The organism is Candidatus Paceibacterota bacterium, from assembly GCA_041661265.1.
In the GTDB taxonomy this organism is placed as follows: domain Bacteria; phylum Patescibacteriota; class Minisyncoccia; order JAHIHE01; family JAGLIN01; genus JBAZUT01.
On the sequence record JBAZUT010000002.1, the window covers coordinates 154,965 to 171,735 of the forward strand.

Genomic DNA, 16,771 nt, shown 5'->3' on the forward strand with positions numbered 1-16,771 from the left:
TAAATTACTTTGCTCTTGATTTGTAGACTTTTCTTCTTGCATATTCTGAAACTTTACCTTTGTTCCATTGCTGAACCGGCCTCAAATAACCCACCACCCTCGAATAAACTTCGCATGGCTGTTCGATGAGACATTTTGGACACACGAAATGCTCTCCCGGAAGATACCCGTGATTCGGACACACACTGAAAGTCGGCGTAATGGAAAGATATGGAAGGGCATATTTCTCAAACACTTTTTTTATCAAAATCTTCGCCTCTTTTCCGCTTGGAAGCCTTTCCCCCAAAAAAGCATGAAGAACGGTTCCTCCCGTATATTTCGTCTGGAGCGGATCCTGCAGTTTCAGAGCCTCAAAAAGGTCATCTGTGTGGCCAACCGGAAGCTGTGTAGAGTTCGTATAGAAAGGATCCCTGGGAAGCTCCCTTGTTTCCTTTGTCTCTGTCTTCTCCAATAACACGTTCTTTGCCATATATTTGAATTATTTTTTAACTTGTATGAGCATTATAGCACAGATTGAAATTTATATGAATAGCGTCTGCGTTTCTTCGTTTAAACATACAATTTATGCCATTAAATAATACGATACAAAGAATTATCAATTCCTACTCTTCAATCAATGATCAAAAAAAATTATCGATTGAATATTGTAAAATTGAAAATTTATTGAAAATTGATAATTGTGAATTGGAAATTTTCACTATTTCCTATCGCTCCTTTGGACCACTCCCTTAAGCCTCGCCTCGATGAACATGTCGATATTGCCATTCAGAACTTCTTCCGCATTCGAAGTTTCCACTCCCGTTCTATGGTCTTTGACCATTTTATACGGATGAAGAACATAGGACCTGATCTGATTTCCCCATTCTGCAGAAGTGAACTCTCCGCGAAGCTTCTTTTTCTCCTCCTCCTCTTTTTCCTGCTGCAATTTATATAATTTTGATCTCAAGATCTGCATTGCCCTTTCTTTATTCTGCAGCTGGCTTCTTTCGTTCTGGCATTCCACAACTGTTTTGGTCGGAATATGCGTGATCCTGACAGCCGAATCGGTTTTATTCACTTTCTGGCCTCCGGCTCCGCTTGACCTGAACGTATCGATCCGCAGATCTTCGTCTTTAATTTTTTCTTCATCCTCAGAAGCGATCTCGGGAAGAACTTCAACAAGCGCGAACGATGTCTGCCGGAGATTGTCTGCATTGAACGGGGAAAGGCGCACAAGCCTGTGCACTCCCGCTTCGTTCTTCAAATGGCCATATGCATATGCGCCCGAAACCATGAACATTACGCTCTTGATCCCGGCTTCCTCCCCTCTGGACATATGTATGATCTCCGTTTTATATTTATGGTCTTCACTGTATCGGAGATACATCCGAAGCAGCATTTCCGACCAATCCTGCGCATCAACCCCTCCCGCACCGCTATGTATCGCCAAGATCGCGCTCGCTCCGTCATATTTCCCGCTCATCAAAGCTTCGAATTCATGCTCCAAAAAAGTTTTTTCCAGCTTAAAAAGTTTTTCTTTCGTTTCTTTCAGCAGATCTTTGTCTTTTTTCTCATCAATGACGCTCAACATCTCATCGAGCTCGTTTATCCTGTTTTCCATACTTTCCCAAAAATCCACGATGTTTTTGTATTCATCGAGCTTTCGCATGACCTCTTTCGCCTTTCTGGTGTCGAGCCAGAAACCTTTCTCGTTTATATCAGCGTCGAAACCCACGATCTCAGCTTTTTTCTTACGGATGTCAAAGACAGTCCTTCACAAGAAGGGTCCTTTTTTTTAGGTCTTTAATTTTTTCTATGGTTTCTTTCATGGTTATATATTAGCAGATAATTCCGGAAGTGACAAAACCGTTCCCGGCTTGAATTATGGCAATATATCTTGACAATTATTGATAACCCCCTATCATGACACTATCCCCAGGAGATGAAAAAAATGGGAAATACAGACATACAAACAGATTTGGGCAACATAAAAATAGAATTGGACAAAATAGGAGCGGACTATGAGATCGACATTTATGGCAATATACAAGCGACTCTTCCGAAAACTTCCACAATAGCTTCAGTGCCTTTCAAGGATAAAAAAAACCGGCGCACCCCGCGGGAAGTCAGAGAAAGATATTATTTCCAGAATGGCGTTGCGATCCTATATCCATCTCGAAATAATTATCTGATAGATAGCATATCGGGCTATAATATTATCATGACGCACATAAACCACAAATGATCCTTTCGGATCTTTTTTTCTGCCTTGATGACAATTTCCATAAAAAAAAGTGAATCCAGTTCACTTTGTTTGTTGATTATTATTCTATTTTACTCTCTTTTTTATTCTCCTTTTTCACCTTTTTCTTTCCCGTAACTTTCAAAATATCTCCGGGAATACTGAACGCGCCTTCTTTGGCAATTTCCGCAAGTATTATTTGCATGGCCTCTGAAGGCTCGAAACCTGCAGCGACATATGCCTTCTTCATTGCGGCCATTCTTTCTGCCCGCGCTTTCATGTGCTTCTTGAAACTTTCAAAAGTGCCTTCATTTATCTGGGCTGATTTTTCGTAAGCGTATCCGATTGTCCCCGCTATGACATTACACAACTCATCAGATAGCGGCTTCAAGGCTCCGCCGTATGCCTGTGTGATCTTATTTATCACCACAGCCAATTCAGGACTCACTGCCGCAACCTTTTCTGCGAGAGCCAAGGCGCACCCAACTGCAACCTTAGTATCTCCGCTGTCAAGCGACTCCTGTATTTTTTCTATTAATTCCCCGATCTCACTGATAGGGTCTTTCTGTTCTTCTTTCTGCTCTCCGACTTCCTTTTCGCTATCGATACCCTTTTTTGTTTTATTTTCTTCTGATTCAGACATTTCTTATACCTCGTCCTTCTTTTCGGACTTGTGAAGACTATCATAATTACTATATCTTGTCAATACCTAAGCGTAATACCCGATAACTTGGAAACGTTTTCTGCCTGGATATATCCCCATGAACAAAAAAATCCTTAGTTTAAAGGAAATAACAGCTCCATTCCTGCTGATTTTGATTATCCAGACTATTAGTGATCTTTGTCTCTCTCTTCACTCAGCTTCAGAAGATATTCCAGTTTCTTTATTTGTTTTTCCTTTCCCTCTATTAGACTTCTGGAAAAAGTGGAAAGGATATAAAGCTCCAAGCCCACCCCGGTGAATATATAGAATATGGTGAATATTTTAGACGAAGCGGACGTTGGATGCAGATCTCCATAGCCCACTGTCGCTAAAGTGGTAACACTGAAATAGAAAGAGTCGAGATAGCTCCATTTTTCCACATTCGAATAGAACAACATTCCGGTAATAAGAAGCAGAAGAAGCAGAAGAAGCAGAACATAAGACGCCATGAACCCGGGGGGAGGTTTGACTCCCGTAAGATGTTCGTGAGTGTTATGGAAAAAATCGACTGCTATCTTTTTCATTTTGACTTATGTTAATTTCACGACAAGATATAAAAATAACGCGACACTCCTTTTTTTATGTTTTAAGTTTCATGCTTTATGGATTGAGCCACCTGTCGGAGTCGAGCCTCCTCCCGAGGCGGACAGAGACGACCAAGGTTGCAGTTTATCCGCCCACTGGCGGAATACCGTTGCTTTTGCCAATCTATCTTTGAGCCACCTGTCGGAGTCGAACCGACGACCTACGGTTTACGATACCGTTGCTCTGCCAATTGAGCTAAGGTGGCAAGTCTTAAATGTGGAAAGTGAAATATGACAATTGGTAAATAGGACGAACAATATTATCAAAAAATCCCTATTTCCTCAACAAACTAATAATACCCTACTATATGTTTTGGTCAAGACCGGAATTCCTTGGAATAATCTCTAAAAAAATGGAGATTTTCAAATTGATTTTCAAATTTCGGCCATTGACAAATTCATATTTTATGCTATCCTTATCTGCTATAACAACGTTATAGTTCAAACAGGAGGTTAACATCTTGCATAATAACAAATTACTGCCCTATTTCTGCATTGCCGGATTAGTGGCAGGAGCTGTGGCAGCAATATATTCAAAAAATATCGTAGAAAATCTTGCGACATTCCTTACAATAGGTGCGTTCACGGCACAAATTTTTATCGGTATTGTCATACCCAGGTTCAGGAACATCATCTCGCACATTTTCTGGAATTCGATAGGTATCGGATTTTGCGCTCTAGCAGGAGAATATATCGTCAAACTGATAACCTAGCGCTATGTACGGACATAGCACTTTTTTATTGTCTATTTTTATGTCGATCTTTCATCTTTTACTTTTCAATCGCTATAGACTTTTCATCCGTCCAATAATGTTTTCCGCCTATGATCGAATGCGCCCGAAAATAGAGAGTTCCGGCTTTGCTTATAGATAAATTCGCGTCAAAAGTCTTCGGAATGGCTTCTTCCTTGCTCGCATATTGGTTAGTGAAATTCGGATATTTGGCCAGATATGCGGTCACGTTCCCATCCAGATCTCCCGCATGCGATGAATAGTCGTAATATATTGCCGTGTGCGAAATTGTACCGGAAGGCCCGCTGATCTCCCAAAGTATCCTTGCAACCTTAGAATCGCACAGTTTCAGGACCGTCTGGGCAGATTTGATGCTTATCGAATATTTGTCCTCCACTTCTTCTTTCAAAAGAGCTGCAAAACTTTTACTTTCCGGTTCTGTTTTCGCCAAATCTTTCTTGTTCTGAAAATAAACCGCCATTACGGCGGCGGAAATCACAACAACTGCCATTACGGCGATTTGCGATACTTTTTTCCTATCTATATGTTTATATTTATTTTTTTATTATTTATGCTTCTATGCCATAATTTTACCGCATTCTGAAAAAATATGCCAATACTTACCCTGTCGGTTTTTTAGTCCCCGCTCCTAAGCATCCGAATCGGAATTTCCAGCTTTTCAAAAAGTTTTATTGCGGATCCCGTGCGAAGATCTGTGGTTATGTTATTCATCCGTTCATCTGCATATTCGTAGCTTCTCCGGCTCTATTCATTTGATACAACATTCTGCTTTCATTACATTCCCGGCTCCGTATGTGAAATATAGATCTTATTTTTAATCGGGCCTTTCTTCTTGTCGGCCAAAATGACATATTTTCCCGTCAGGACCTGAGGCCACAGCCTTAGCATCGTTTTTCTGATAAACGACGGGATCAATCTTCGCGGCAAGATACCTCCTGCCATAAAATTAAATTGAATACTTTTAGGATAGAAACCGCAGACACTAAGAAGCTCTTCAAGCTCATCATAAAGCAAAAATCTGATATGCCCATATGACCAAGAATGGACATTTTTATATTTCCTATGCGACCAATGAATGATCCCGCCGCCAAAAAGCATGTTCAGGCGGTTCCGAAGATCAAATTGGTTGGGATATGAGATAATAACCTTTCCATCCGCTTTCAATATGCGAAAAACCTCCTTCAACACCCCCTCTTCGTCGTATAGATGTTCAAGTGTGTCCAGCGCCAAAACCAGATCGAATGCTGAATCTTGAAAAGGAAGCTTTGCCTCGATGTCCGCCTCAATGGCGTTTATCCCCTTCTTTTTCGCATCCTCGATCCCATTTGGAAATATATCAACACCCCAAACTTCATGACCCTTTCGGACAAGCTCGGCGCTGAGCCTTCCATCGCCGCATCCCAGATCCAATATCTTTAATCCTGGTACATCAAAATCGAATACCGACTCTATTTTTTTTAGAGTTGCCGGATAATCGAAGCAAATATTGTTTTTATGATATGTGGCGGTTTTATTCATACGGGATTATGCGGATATTTTTGAAAACTAAGAGCCTGTCTGAGAAGTTTCTTTTGTGCTATAAAATTCAAAATTTTGAGCGAAACTTATGAAAAATAAGGAGGTTTAACTTGTGTTAAGCTAACGAGTTTTGAATGATTTGCAGCCAAAATTGTGAGTTTTTGGCCAAATATGAACTTCTCAGACAGGCTCTAAATCAGGAAGCGGCCAGGAAACCGATCTGCGTAGCTAAGAATAACAAATATATCAAAATAAGAACCAATCCTTCTTTTCCGGTAAGAACGTTATCGGTTCTATAGAAATACAGAAATGCTCCGTAGATCAAAACTGAAAAAAATATCAGAGCAAAATAAGACATATTTACTTCCACCTGAAACGGTCTGAACAATGCGAACACTCCGATAATTACGATATTGGAGATTGCGGATCCGATGATATTGCTCATGGATAAATCGCTTAATTTGTTGTGATAGGAACGCAGGGCAACGATCAGCTCCGGAAGATTGGTTCCAAGGGAGAACATAATCAGTCCGACTATGAAGATCGAAACATGCCAGCCGTTCAATGCATAAACGAATAAATTCATGATCACGTTCGATATCATGATCACCAAAAATATTCCTACAACGATCATCAGTATTTTTTTTAAAATCTCATTGCCTTCGCTCGTTATGCATATTTCCAGATGATTATGTTTTTTTTGATCAATGTAGAATATATAAAGAAGGTAGATGTAAACCGTAATGAGGATAAAAGCGTCTATGGGACCTATTCTGCCATCAAGACCTAAGAAAAGCGGAATTATCATATAGACGAAAGCAAAAGCAAAATCCGTGATATTGCCATTTGTCTTGATCCTTCTGTTATAAAAAATACTCAATCCGAGTATCAAGCCAAAAAGCACGATAGTACCTCCAAGCAGATTTCCCAACGAAACCTCCGGCACTCCATTCACTATCGCATTTATACCGAGAAAAAGTTCCGGCAGGGACGTTAGGAAACCCAAGATTATCCCCAAAAAGAATATCTGTATCCCAAGCTTCTCTCCTATAGCCCTTATGTTCGTAATAATAAGATCCGCCGCCTTTCCCAAAAAATAAAAAGAGGCTATTAGAGCAATAATTGCCAATGCATGATCCATATTTATAGATTATGGTTAAATATACTAGGTATCTGAGAATCTTCCCCGTCGTCTGAAAGCAATTCAGGACGTAATAATATTTTGAGAGGTTATCCGACTCCGAAGTAATAAATGAGCGAGTGAAGGGAATCGAACCCTCGACTCAACCTTGGGAAGGTCGCGTATTGCCATTATACTACACTCGCATGTTTGCGGAGGCGGAGGAAGAACCTTTGTTTACCGATATACTATACCCGCATATAATAATTTCTAATTTTCAATTTCTAATTTCTAATCAAAATTTAAAATTCAATGATCGGATATTCGTTGGAAATTATTTTTCCTCATTTTCAAAGAAGTAGTTCCACCATTTCAGATAATTCGGATAATTGTCGTTGTTGATTATTTCTAGGCCGCCCTGTTCAATGTTTTCGCTTTGAACTCCCTGCTTTATGATCGCCACGCTTTCTCCTTCTTTTTTTACGCCCAGCCGTTTTCTTGCCTCTATTTCCTTATATTCTTCCGTGTTATAATACTCCACAAGTTTTGAAAGTTCATAGTTGTTATTCTCCATCGCCGCAATTTCACCCTTGAGCGATCCGATCTCTTTTTCGATCTGATAATTGCGATAGAATTCTCCGCCCAAGGCCGGGCCGAAAACAAAAGCTACGCAAATCCCTGCAAGAAAAAAAAGCTTAAAAGACAACACCCTTCTTATAATGCTTTTTCTTTTTTTTATCATATCTTCCTGTTAGTTCATAGCGATTTAACAGCGATCCGCCTTTTCAATTTCGATATAAAACATTATAGATCATCCGGTTATTAATGCAATCATGCGTTGGACAAAGAGAAAGCTCAATGCTATAATTCAGGCAACATTAGCCTGCTTTCTCATCCTTGGGAAATAATAATACATAAGTTATTTTACATGAACATGAAAATCAAGAAGAAAAAGATATTCGACGTGATAAAATTCATAACCATAAGCATAATATTCCTTAGCTTGATTCTGTCCCTCGTGTTCCCGTTATTCCTGTAAATTTCGCGATCCGCACGCAGCCCGCACTCCGGGCTTTTTTTATTTGCCGCAAAAAACAACTTCTCCTTTTCTCAATATCTTCTTCGAGTTTTGATCTTTTTATTATATATCCAGATTCTTCACCTTCTTGGCATGGGTCTGGATGAACTTCTTTCTCGGCTCGACCTCGCTTCCCATCAATATATCAAATACCGAATCTGCTTCTTCCGCATCCTCAACCGTAACTCTTTTCATCATGCGGGTTTCGGGGTTCATTGTCGTCTCCCAAAGCTGAGTCGGGTTCATTTCTCCAAGACCTTTGTATCTTTGAATGCTTATCCCCTTCATTTCGCCCTCAGTCGCCGCACCATCTGTCATCTCTTCCTCAGAACCCTCAATGGCTTCTTTTTCATTCTGCGCCTCTTCTTTTATCTTGCCTTTTTTGCTGTTTGTTTTTTTCTGATCAAGCTTCAGCCTGAAACCGCTTACCGCAGAATTTTTTTCTTCTTCTGTGAAAACATATTTGAATTCCTTTCCGGCCTGGACTTTGAAAAGAGGCGGCTGGGCGATATAAATATGCCCGCCGGTTACCAATGTTTCGAAATATCTATAGAACAGCGTCAAGAGCAAAGTCCTAATGTGAGCACCGTCAACGTCAGCATCTGTCATTATAATTATCCGATTATATCTCAATCTGGTAATATCATATTGATCCCCAACCCCGACACCCATGGCAATGATCAGATTTTTTATTTCATTTGAGGTCAGCATCCTGTCCAGCCTCGCTTTTTCGACATTAAGTATTTTTCCTCGAAGCGGAAGGATCGCCTGAAATGCCCTATTCCTGCCTTGCTTCGCGCTTCCTCCTGCGCTGTCTCCCTCGACAAGATATAGCTCACAGTTCTCCGCTTTTCTTTCACTGCAATCCGAGAGTTTTCCGGGAAGAGTCATGCCTTCCAGCGCGCCTTTTCTGATGATCGTTTCTCTGGCTGCCCTTGAAGCGGCTCTTGCCTTGGCCGTCAAAATACACTTCCCGAGGATCTCTTTCGCATCATTCGGATTTTCTTCAAGATATGCATCCAGTCCTTCCGACATAACGCTTGCAACGATCGACTTCACATTTGCATTGCCAAGTTTTGCCTTGGTCTGGCCTTCGAATTGAGGATCCCTCAGCTTGATGCTTATCACGGCGGTAAGACCTTCCATAATATCTTCACTGGCCAAGTTTTCATCTTTTTCTTTCAAATACCCTTTCTTCCTTGCAAAAGAATTAAAGGTTCTCGTCAGAGCAGCCTTGAATCCGGCAACATGAGTTCCTCCGTCCACAGTGTGGATGTTGTTGGCAAAGGCAAAAATATGCTCTTTATAGCTATCGTTGTATTGCATTGCAATTTCCGTCATAACGCCTTCTGATTCCTTTTCGACATGAAATGGTATTTCATTTTTTATTTCCTTTCCTTCATTCAACTGCTTCACATAAGAAACAACTCCGCCATCAAAATAAAATGCGTAGGTCTTTCTTTTGTCCTTTCCCTCTCTTGAATCTATGATCTTGATCTTCACGCCCTTAGTAAGATATGCCTGCTGTCTCATTCTTTGGATTATCCTGTCCCACTCATATTTAATTTCCGGAAATATCTCTTTATCAGCCTCAAAAATTATCGTCGTTCCGGTTCCGTTCGCCTTCCCGATCGGCTTCACGATCGCCCTTGGCTTTCCTGCATTATATTCCTGCATCCAAAGCTTCCCCTCTCTTTTCACTTCGGCGCGCATATAGCTTGAAAGAGCATTAACGACGCTTACGCCGACGCCATGAAGACCTCCCGATACCTTGTAACCTTCTCCGCCGAATTTTCCGCCGGCATGAAGAATGGTGAGAACCGTTTCAAGAGTTGATTTTTTTGTCTGCGGATGTTTCTCGACCGGAATGCCTCGTCCGTTGTCCGTTTCCCTGACCCGGTTTCCTTCCATCAGCTCTATTTCGATATTATTGCAATATCCCGCCATCGCTTCGTCGATGGAATTATCGACAACTTCCCAGATCAGATGATGCAGACCGTCAAGTCCGGTTCCTCCGATGTACATTCCCGGCCTTTTTCTTACCGGCGCGAGCCCTTCCAAAACCTGGATCTGTTTTGCGCCATATTCGCTTTTCTTCACCTCGGGTTTTTTTTCTTGTTTTTCAACCATAGTATTTATATAATTTCTTAATATTTATCTGCGAATTAATTTCTTATTTTTCCTCCGATCTTATCAAGCTCTTTCACGACTTTATCCTGCACCGCTTTCGCCTCTTCGTCTTTGAGCGTTCGGTCTTGCGCCTGATAGGTTATCCTGAAGGCAACGCTTTTCTTTCCTTTTTCAAGCCCTTTTCCGCGATAAACGTCAAAAGTCTCGACATTCCTTATCAATGCATTATCGGCTTTCATGATTATTCTTCTTATATCATCCCATTTTATGCTTTCATCGAACACGATCGCAAGATCAAGCTGAACAGAAGGCAGCCGGTTTATTTGCTTATATCTTTTTTCATCTCTGCCCAGACCGACGACATCGACAACATATAGTTCAAAATATGCCGCTCGGCATCCCGCATCAAAAAAATTCAATGTCATCGGATTTATCTCGCCCAGTCTGCCGACAATTTTTCCATCAGCGGCTATTTCTGCGGACCTTCCCTTGTGCCAGAAAGATTCAGGCGATTGTATTTCCTTATAGATCGCTTTTTCGAATCCGAATTTCCGGAGAAGCACATCAACCTTTCCCTTGAGATCATAGAAAAGATCCGTCTTTGCATTCTTATCCGCCAATATCGCAGCAAGCACTTTTCGTTCCTCCGGAAGGTCCTGCCCCGTCATCAGATACTCTCTTCCAACCTCGAATATCCGGAAATTATCCCTATACTTCGAATTTAGGCCCGCATTCTTGATCAATCCGAAGGCCAATGTCGTTCTGAGAAATCTATGGTCATCGCTGAGCGGATTTTGAAGCTCATAGTGATCATCCTTTTTCAGTCCCATTCCGTTTATATCTCTCTCGCTCAGGAATGAATAATTATATGCCTCAGTGAATCCCAGCCCTTCCATTACAAGACGCATCCCTTTCTCAAGGATCATTTCCTTGTCCTGTTTCACTGATCTCATTTGGACATTCGATGGAACTTCCGGAATGTTCTCATATCCGTTGATCCTCGCGATCTCCTCGATGATATCATTAGCCCTTTCGACATCTATCCTGAATGTCGGAACCGTTACTTCCATATTCTCCCCATTCTGCAAAACCGCGAAACCCAATCCCTCCAGGATCTCTTTCGCTTTCTCTTGCGCAATAGATATTCCGAGAAGCTTTTCCACTCTTCCATAATCAAACGATATTTTTTTATTCGAAACAGGCTTCAAATATGCATCAACGATAGGTTCGATCGCTTCTCCGCCGGCCAGTTCTTTCGTTAATGCAATTGCCATCCCGATCGCTTGGAGCGTCAGTTCCGGATCGATCTCGCGTTCAAATCTATACGAAGATTCACTGGAAAGCTTCAGCCGCTGAGATGTTTTTCGGATGTTCACGCCCAGAAAGTTAGCCGACTCGAAAATTATATTCTTCGTCCTGTCACTCACGGCAGTTTCGCTTCCGCCCATCACTCCCGCGATCGCGATCGGCTTTTGCTCATCCGCTATCACAAGATCATTTTCGCTCAGCTCATATTCCTTATCATCCAGTGCCAATATCTTCTCCCCTTTTTTAGCCTTGCGTACGATGATCTTTCCATTCAATTTGTCCGCATCAAAAGCATGCATGGGCTGGCCCAAGTAGAACATAACGTAATTTGTGATATCGACAATGTTGTTTATGGATCTTACGCCGACGCTTTCAAGCCTTTTTTTCAGCCACTTCGGAGACGGCTTTATTTCTATCCCCTTCACAATCGCCGCCGAATATCTCCTGCACAGATCTTCATCTATAATCTCAACCTTCAGTGATTCGCTTGAATTTGAAGTTTCTGTCCTTAACTTTTCATTTTTAATTTTTAACTTTGCATTTGTAAGAGCTCCCGCCTCTCTTGCCACGCCCATATGACTAAGAAGGTCATGCGCGCGATTCGGCAGTATTGCGATCTCAAAAATGGCATCATCAAGCCCCATTGCATCCTTCGCAGGCATTCCTATCTTTGAATCCTTATCGAGAACGATGATCTCGCTGTGCTTGTCGCTAAGTCCGAGTTCATCTTCCGCACAGACCATTCCGCACGAATAGATTCCCCGCACTTTTCTTTTTTCGATCTTCATACCGCATGGAAGCTCGGCGCCAAGCAGTGCGACGGGAACTTTTTGTCCGACATCGATATTCGGCGCTCCGCAGACGATCTCAAGCGGCTCGCCTTCATTCACCTTCACCTTCACAAGATTAAGCTTATCCGCATCCGGATGTTTTTTCTTTTCAAGCACTTCTCCCACAACCACATTTTCAAGGCCCTTTCCCTGAACAGTCAGGCTTTCAACCTCAAAAGAATGCATCGTAAAAAGCTCCGCCAGTTTTTCAGGAGTTACGCTTATATCAACATATTCCTTTAGCCAATTGTATGAAATTTTCATTTTGTTGTCGTTATTCCAATATTTTAATTTTGTCATCCTGAATTTATTTCAGGATCTTTTTAAAATCTACCATAAAAACCAATCGATACAAAGTAAACGTATCAGACGATAGATTCTGAAACAAGTTCAGAATGACAATTCCTAGATTCAGAAACTAAAAAACTACAAGCTATCCTAAAATTGCTCTAGAAATCTCAGATCGCCTGAATGGAATAGTCTTATGTCGTCGATCCCGAATTTTATCATCGCCATTCTCTCCAGTCCGAATCCGAAAGCAAAACCTTCATATTTATCTTCCGGAAACCCAACCGACGTAAATACCTTCTGATTCACTATCCCTGATCCGCCAAGCTCGATCCATCCGGAATTTTTGCAAATTCTGCATCCTTTTTGTCCGCAATATGGACAGCTTACATCCGTCTCAAATCCAGGCTCGACAAAAGGGAAATAACTCGGTCGAAGTCTGACTTTCACATCAGTGCCGAAGAGACCTTTCATAAATTCATGAAGAACCGCTTTGAAACTGGAAACTGTGATCGATCCTGCTTCATCCACCATCAGGCACTCGATCTGATGGAAATTCGATTCATGCGTCGCATCTGAAGCCTCTTTCCTGAACACTCTTCCAGGAGAAACTATGCGAAATGGCGGTTTATTCTTTTCCATAAATCTTATCTGAACAGAAGATGTCTGCGTTCTTGGAACTGCACCGCTTTTCAGCCAGAATGTGTCCTGCATGTCGCGCGCCGGATGATCTTTAGGCATATTCAAAGCATCGAAATTATGGAACTCGTCTTCGATCTCCCTGTCTTCCACGACCAAAAATCCCATCGACTTGAATATCTCCTCGATCGCATATCTCGTCTGAGTCAATGGATGGAGATGCCCTTCTTCCATCTTTGCGCCAGGATATGTGACATCGATCCTTTCTTTTTCTTCCATTTCCCCGAATTCCTTATTCTTTATTTCCGCCTCCCGCTGTTCGATTCCCGCTTCAATCACTTCTCTTATCTCATTCGCCTTTTCTCCGACGCTTTTCTTCTCCTCACCCGGAAGATCTTTCAGATTGCGGAGCACAGCAGTAAGCTCGCTCTTCCTTCCGAGATATTTCACCCTGAAAGCCTCAAGTTCGTCCGAGCTTGCGATCTTTTTCAGATCTTTCAAGGCATTTATTTTTATCTTCTCAAGTTTATTTTTCATCGTATTGTATTAAATTGAATGACAACTTTTTTTCCAATAAGCTAAAAGCTACCGGCTAATAAGCTATACATCGCACGGTATATCTATAAATTCGGCCTTGATCTTGAATCTCTTTTCGATCAGCTTACCCAGATTCTGAATGCCTAATTTTTCCGTATTATAATGTCCGGCGTTTATAAAATTGAATCTTATCTCCTCTATCTTCCGGACAACCTCCTCCCTGATGTCTCCTCCAATAAAGACATCCGCTCCCCGATCAAATGCCTGCTTAAAGTCAACAGATGACCCGCCAGAAATAACAGCGATCTTCTTTACTCTATTCTTTCCATAAGGCAAAACTAAACTTCCGGTTTGCAATCTGTCATTAACGATTTTCACAAATTCAGCAAGATCAACCGCCTCATCAAGTTCTCCGACAAAACCAACATCAAATGGCCTGCACTTTTTCATTCCAAATAATTTACACAGGCTGATATTATTTCCTATCACGGGATGAGCATCCAAAGGAAGATGATACCCTGCAAAATTTATATCATTATGTAATATCTCTTTTATTCTTGCCTTATACAAACCCCCAAGCTGAAGAGGAGAAGGTATATCCCTCAGAAATATTCCATGATGGACAATGATCATTTCTGCCTTCTCTTTTATGGCTTCTCCAATAAGAGCCATGCTCATAGTGACTCCCGTAATAACCTTAGAAACATCTTCTTTTCCCTCTATCTGAAGACCATTATGACAATAATCCTGAAAATCTTTAACCTTCAAATATTCATTCAAATATTCAATTATTTCGTCTCTTTTAACACTCATAACATTATACAACTTTATAAATTATCTCTTTATTGTTCTTTAATTCATTCAAATTCCTCGCGCCGACAAGCATCATCGCTGTCTTGAGTTCCAGTATAAAATTATCCAGATATTCGATGACTTTTTCCGGACTGATGTTTGCGGCTTTGAGAAGCGGCCCTGCCAAACCGACCAGATCCGCGCCAAGCGCAAACGCCTTGCATGCCGTGATCCCGTCATATATGCCTCCGCTTGCTATTATAGGCATTTTTACGGCTTTCCTGCATTGAACAAGGCTCTCTGCGGTTGGGATCCCCCATTCCGAGAACCTGTTTGCGAGCCCGCTGTCGGCTTGTCTGAAACTCTCAACCCTCGTCCAGCTTGTTCCTCCCGCTCCCGCAACATCGATCGCCCGCACTCCGGTTCTTTCCAATATTTTTGCTGTCTTTCCGGATATCCCGAAACCGACCTCTTTAGTGATTACAGGCAAATCCATGAATTTGACGAAATTAGTCAGATTTTGCGTAGAATCAGCGAAATTACGCTCTCCTTCCGCCTGAACCAGCTCTTGCGCAAGATTCAAATGCACAAAAACCCCATCGGCATTTATGCTCTTTATGGCTGACCTAATTTTAGCAAAATTCTCATAATTTTTCAAGTAATCCAGCCCTATGTTTCCCATGTATAGAATGCCCGGCGCAACGCTTCTGATCTCATATGTACAAGCCTGTTTTTTGTCTTTTATCATCGCTTTTTGCGATCCGCAGCTCATTGCAATATTCAACCTGTCAGCGGCAATGGCCAAGTTCGTATTTATCTTTCTTGCCCTCTCGCAACCTCCCGTAATCGAAGAAATGATGATCGGATGATCGATCTTCTTTCCCAAAAAATCGGACGAGATATCTATGTCTTCAAAATTAAAATCAGCTATTGCATTGTGCAAAAGCTCATATTTCTCGAATCCGCTTTTTTTACAAAACCCCGATCCCTCTTTCAAACAGATCTCAATATGATCTTCTTTTCTCTTAGTTATGCTCATGCGTTAATTTCTGCTCATGAAATAAAACTCCAAAAGGCTTATGCCGAATATAAATAACGCCGCATTATATGTATTCAAAAGTTCGATGCTTTTCAAAAAAAGCATCCCAACGAACATAAAAGACAACAAGACTCCTTCCCTGAATGAGATTCCAACTTGAGAAAATTCCGCTTTATTCAACACGATCTTTCTTCTTGCCCAAAAACCCAGGAACGAGAACAGACCAGAAAGAGCAAAGAATAGGCTCAGATAAAAAACAACTAGTCCGGGAAAACCGGTGTTATTCGGATCCACATTCAGAACGATCAGAGCCCATGCAACAAAGCAAATGATCGTGCTCAGAACGTTCAACGTTAAATATGTCCGCAGAGTCATTGAGTTGGATTATTCGCTTCTTATATCATAAATATTAGCTCATTTTGGCCAAAACCGCAATATATGTGAATATTAAAGCTCGACCCTTGCATATTTAATAAAACTACTTTATAATTTACTAGTAACAGCTTTTTACGTGCAAATCGGATGTTTGCCGGAAAATATTATCGCGGGGTAGAGCAGCGGCAGCTCGCAAGGCCCATAACCTTGAGGACGCAGGTTCGAATCCTGCCCCCGCAACAAATGCAATGTAAAATTTAAACGTCAAAAATGAAAAATTAAGGTGTTCGCCTTTGGCGAACTCCAAAATTTTGATCTTTGATATTTGCATTTTTAAGTATTTGCCAGGGTAGCTCAGTTGGCTAGAGCGTGGGACTCATAAGCCCGAGGTCGTGGGTTCGATCCCCACTCCTGGCACAAAGGCATTAATTTCAAATTTTAAATTTACAATTTTAATTGAATTTTTAATGACAAAATTTTTAATGTAAATTAGAAATTAATTAATTTAAAATTTAATGAAAATTGAAAATTAGAAATTGAAAATTCAAGGTCTTGCTATAGTATATTGCTTTTATTAATATTTTGTGTTATAAGTTATTTGTTATAAGTTATACGTTTATACGGGGGCGTAGCTCAGTTGGTTAGATCCGCCGGTTGGCGGACTGTCCCGCAGCAGGCCCTTTGAGAAAGAGATATTTGAAATTTATATACGGGGGCGTAGCTCAGTTGGTTAGAGCGACTGCCTGTCACGCAGTAGGTCACCGGTTCGAGCCCGGCCGTCCCCGCAAAAAATAGATATTTTGAATAAACATACCTTAGGGGTGTGTTTTATGATGCTCGAACTCGAACGGGAAGGG

General features: G+C 41.3%; 15 protein-coding genes, 5 tRNA genes and 1 pseudogene. 5 read left to right on the forward strand and 16 right to left on the reverse strand.

All coding sequences use genetic code 11. The annotated features are described in order from the left end of the window. Positions 1-4: 4 nt before the first annotated feature. Positions 5-406, reverse strand: a pseudogene (gene nrdD, locus WC788_02315) (anaerobic ribonucleoside-triphosphate reductase). A gap of 291 nt (positions 407-697) precedes the next feature. After that, positions 698-1,808 (reverse strand): peptide chain release factor 2 gene (gene prfB, locus WC788_02320; GenBank protein ID MFA6096444.1). Its coding sequence is split into 2 segments (ribosomal slippage): positions 698-1,741 and positions 1,743-1,808, totalling 1,110 coding nucleotides; the frame shifts between segments, so codons are not numbered across the junction. A 122-nt stretch (positions 1,809-1,930) separates the two neighbouring features. Here prfB and WC788_02325 point away from each other — a divergent pair. Further along, positions 1,931-2,224 (forward strand): hypothetical protein, encoded by a 294-nt coding sequence (locus WC788_02325; protein MFA6096445.1) that lies wholly within the window; start codon positions 1,931-1,933, stop codon positions 2,222-2,224. Between the two features lie 79 nt (positions 2,225-2,303). Here WC788_02325 and WC788_02330 read toward each other — a convergent pair whose 3' ends face one another. From WC788_02330 to WC788_02340, 3 genes are all read right to left on the reverse strand, one after another. Then, a complete protein-coding gene (locus WC788_02330; GenBank protein ID MFA6096446.1) occupies positions 2,304-2,864 on the reverse strand; it encodes a hypothetical protein in 561 nt (186 codons plus the stop codon). A 188-nt stretch (positions 2,865-3,052) separates the two neighbouring features. Further along, the gene (locus tag WC788_02335; GenBank protein ID MFA6096447.1) at positions 3,053-3,448 is read right to left on the reverse strand and encodes a potassium channel family protein; all 396 of its coding nucleotides are present in this window, start codon (positions 3,446-3,448) and stop codon (positions 3,053-3,055) included. Positions 3,449-3,641: 193 nt separating this feature from the next. Next, positions 3,642-3,714, reverse strand: a tRNA-Thr gene (locus tag WC788_02340). Positions 3,715-3,969: 255 nt separating this feature from the next. On the opposite strand from WC788_02340, the gene WC788_02345 reads away from it, so the two are divergent. Continuing rightward, positions 3,970-4,221, forward strand: a complete 252-nt coding sequence (locus WC788_02345; protein ID MFA6096448.1) for a hypothetical protein — start codon at positions 3,970-3,972, stop codon at positions 4,219-4,221. Positions 4,222-4,279: 58 nt separating this feature from the next. Here the strand turns inward: WC788_02345 and WC788_02350 are convergent, their stop codons facing one another. The 11 genes from WC788_02350 to WC788_02400 form a co-directional block, all read right to left on the reverse strand. Next, positions 4,280-4,750, reverse strand: coding sequence for a hypothetical protein (locus WC788_02350; GenBank protein MFA6096449.1), 471 nt, complete (start codon positions 4,748-4,750; stop codon positions 4,280-4,282). 284 nt (positions 4,751-5,034) lie between these two features. Next, the gene (locus WC788_02355) at positions 5,035-5,778 is read right to left on the reverse strand and encodes a class I SAM-dependent methyltransferase (GenBank protein ID MFA6096450.1); all 744 of its coding nucleotides are present in this window, start codon (positions 5,776-5,778) and stop codon (positions 5,035-5,037) included. A 196-nt stretch (positions 5,779-5,974) separates the two neighbouring features. Next, a complete protein-coding gene (locus tag WC788_02360) occupies positions 5,975-6,919 on the reverse strand; it encodes a hypothetical protein (GenBank protein ID MFA6096451.1) in 945 nt (314 codons plus the stop codon). A gap of 114 nt (positions 6,920-7,033) precedes the next feature. Further along, positions 7,034-7,104: transfer RNA gene (locus tag WC788_02365), tRNA-Gly, on the reverse strand. Positions 7,105-7,232: 128 nt separating this feature from the next. Continuing rightward, positions 7,233-7,640 (reverse strand): septum formation initiator family protein, encoded by a 408-nt coding sequence (locus tag WC788_02370; protein MFA6096452.1) that lies wholly within the window; start codon positions 7,638-7,640, stop codon positions 7,233-7,235. 399 nt (positions 7,641-8,039) lie between these two features. Beyond that, positions 8,040-10,106, reverse strand: coding sequence for a DNA topoisomerase (ATP-hydrolyzing) subunit B (gene gyrB / locus WC788_02375; GenBank protein ID MFA6096453.1), 2,067 nt, complete (start codon positions 10,104-10,106; stop codon positions 8,040-8,042). Positions 10,107-10,141: 35 nt separating this feature from the next. Further along, complete coding sequence (gene pheT / locus WC788_02380) at positions 10,142-12,508, reverse strand: phenylalanine--tRNA ligase subunit beta (protein ID MFA6096454.1); 2,367 nt, start codon at positions 12,506-12,508, stop codon at positions 10,142-10,144. A 174-nt stretch (positions 12,509-12,682) separates the two neighbouring features. Further along, the gene (pheS, locus tag WC788_02385) at positions 12,683-13,708 is read right to left on the reverse strand and encodes a phenylalanine--tRNA ligase subunit alpha (protein ID MFA6096455.1); all 1,026 of its coding nucleotides are present in this window, start codon (positions 13,706-13,708) and stop codon (positions 12,683-12,685) included. A 63-nt stretch (positions 13,709-13,771) separates the two neighbouring features. Next, positions 13,772-14,521 carry a Nif3-like dinuclear metal center hexameric protein gene (locus tag WC788_02390; GenBank protein MFA6096456.1) on the reverse strand — a complete coding sequence of 250 codons (750 nt, stop codon included), beginning with the start codon at positions 14,519-14,521 and terminating at the stop codon, positions 13,772-13,774. Between the two features lie 4 nt (positions 14,522-14,525). Then, entirely contained in the window at positions 14,526-15,539 is a 1,014-nt protein-coding gene (fni, locus tag WC788_02395; GenBank protein MFA6096457.1) for a type 2 isopentenyl-diphosphate Delta-isomerase, read from the reverse strand. Positions 15,540-15,542: 3 nt separating this feature from the next. After that, positions 15,543-15,914, reverse strand: coding sequence for a hypothetical protein (locus WC788_02400; GenBank protein MFA6096458.1), 372 nt, complete (start codon positions 15,912-15,914; stop codon positions 15,543-15,545). Between the two features lie 168 nt (positions 15,915-16,082). Between WC788_02400 and WC788_02405 the strand changes: the two genes are divergently transcribed. The 3 genes from WC788_02405 to WC788_02415 all read left to right on the forward strand — a co-directional run bounded on the left by WC788_02405 (position 16,083) and on the right by WC788_02415 (position 16,699). Beyond that, a tRNA-Met gene (locus WC788_02405) sits at positions 16,083-16,154 on the forward strand. 103 nt (positions 16,155-16,257) lie between these two features. Then, a tRNA-Met gene (locus tag WC788_02410) sits at positions 16,258-16,331 on the forward strand. A 294-nt stretch (positions 16,332-16,625) separates the two neighbouring features. Next, positions 16,626-16,699: transfer RNA gene (locus WC788_02415), tRNA-Asp, on the forward strand. The last annotated feature ends 72 nt before the right edge of the window (positions 16,700-16,771 follow it).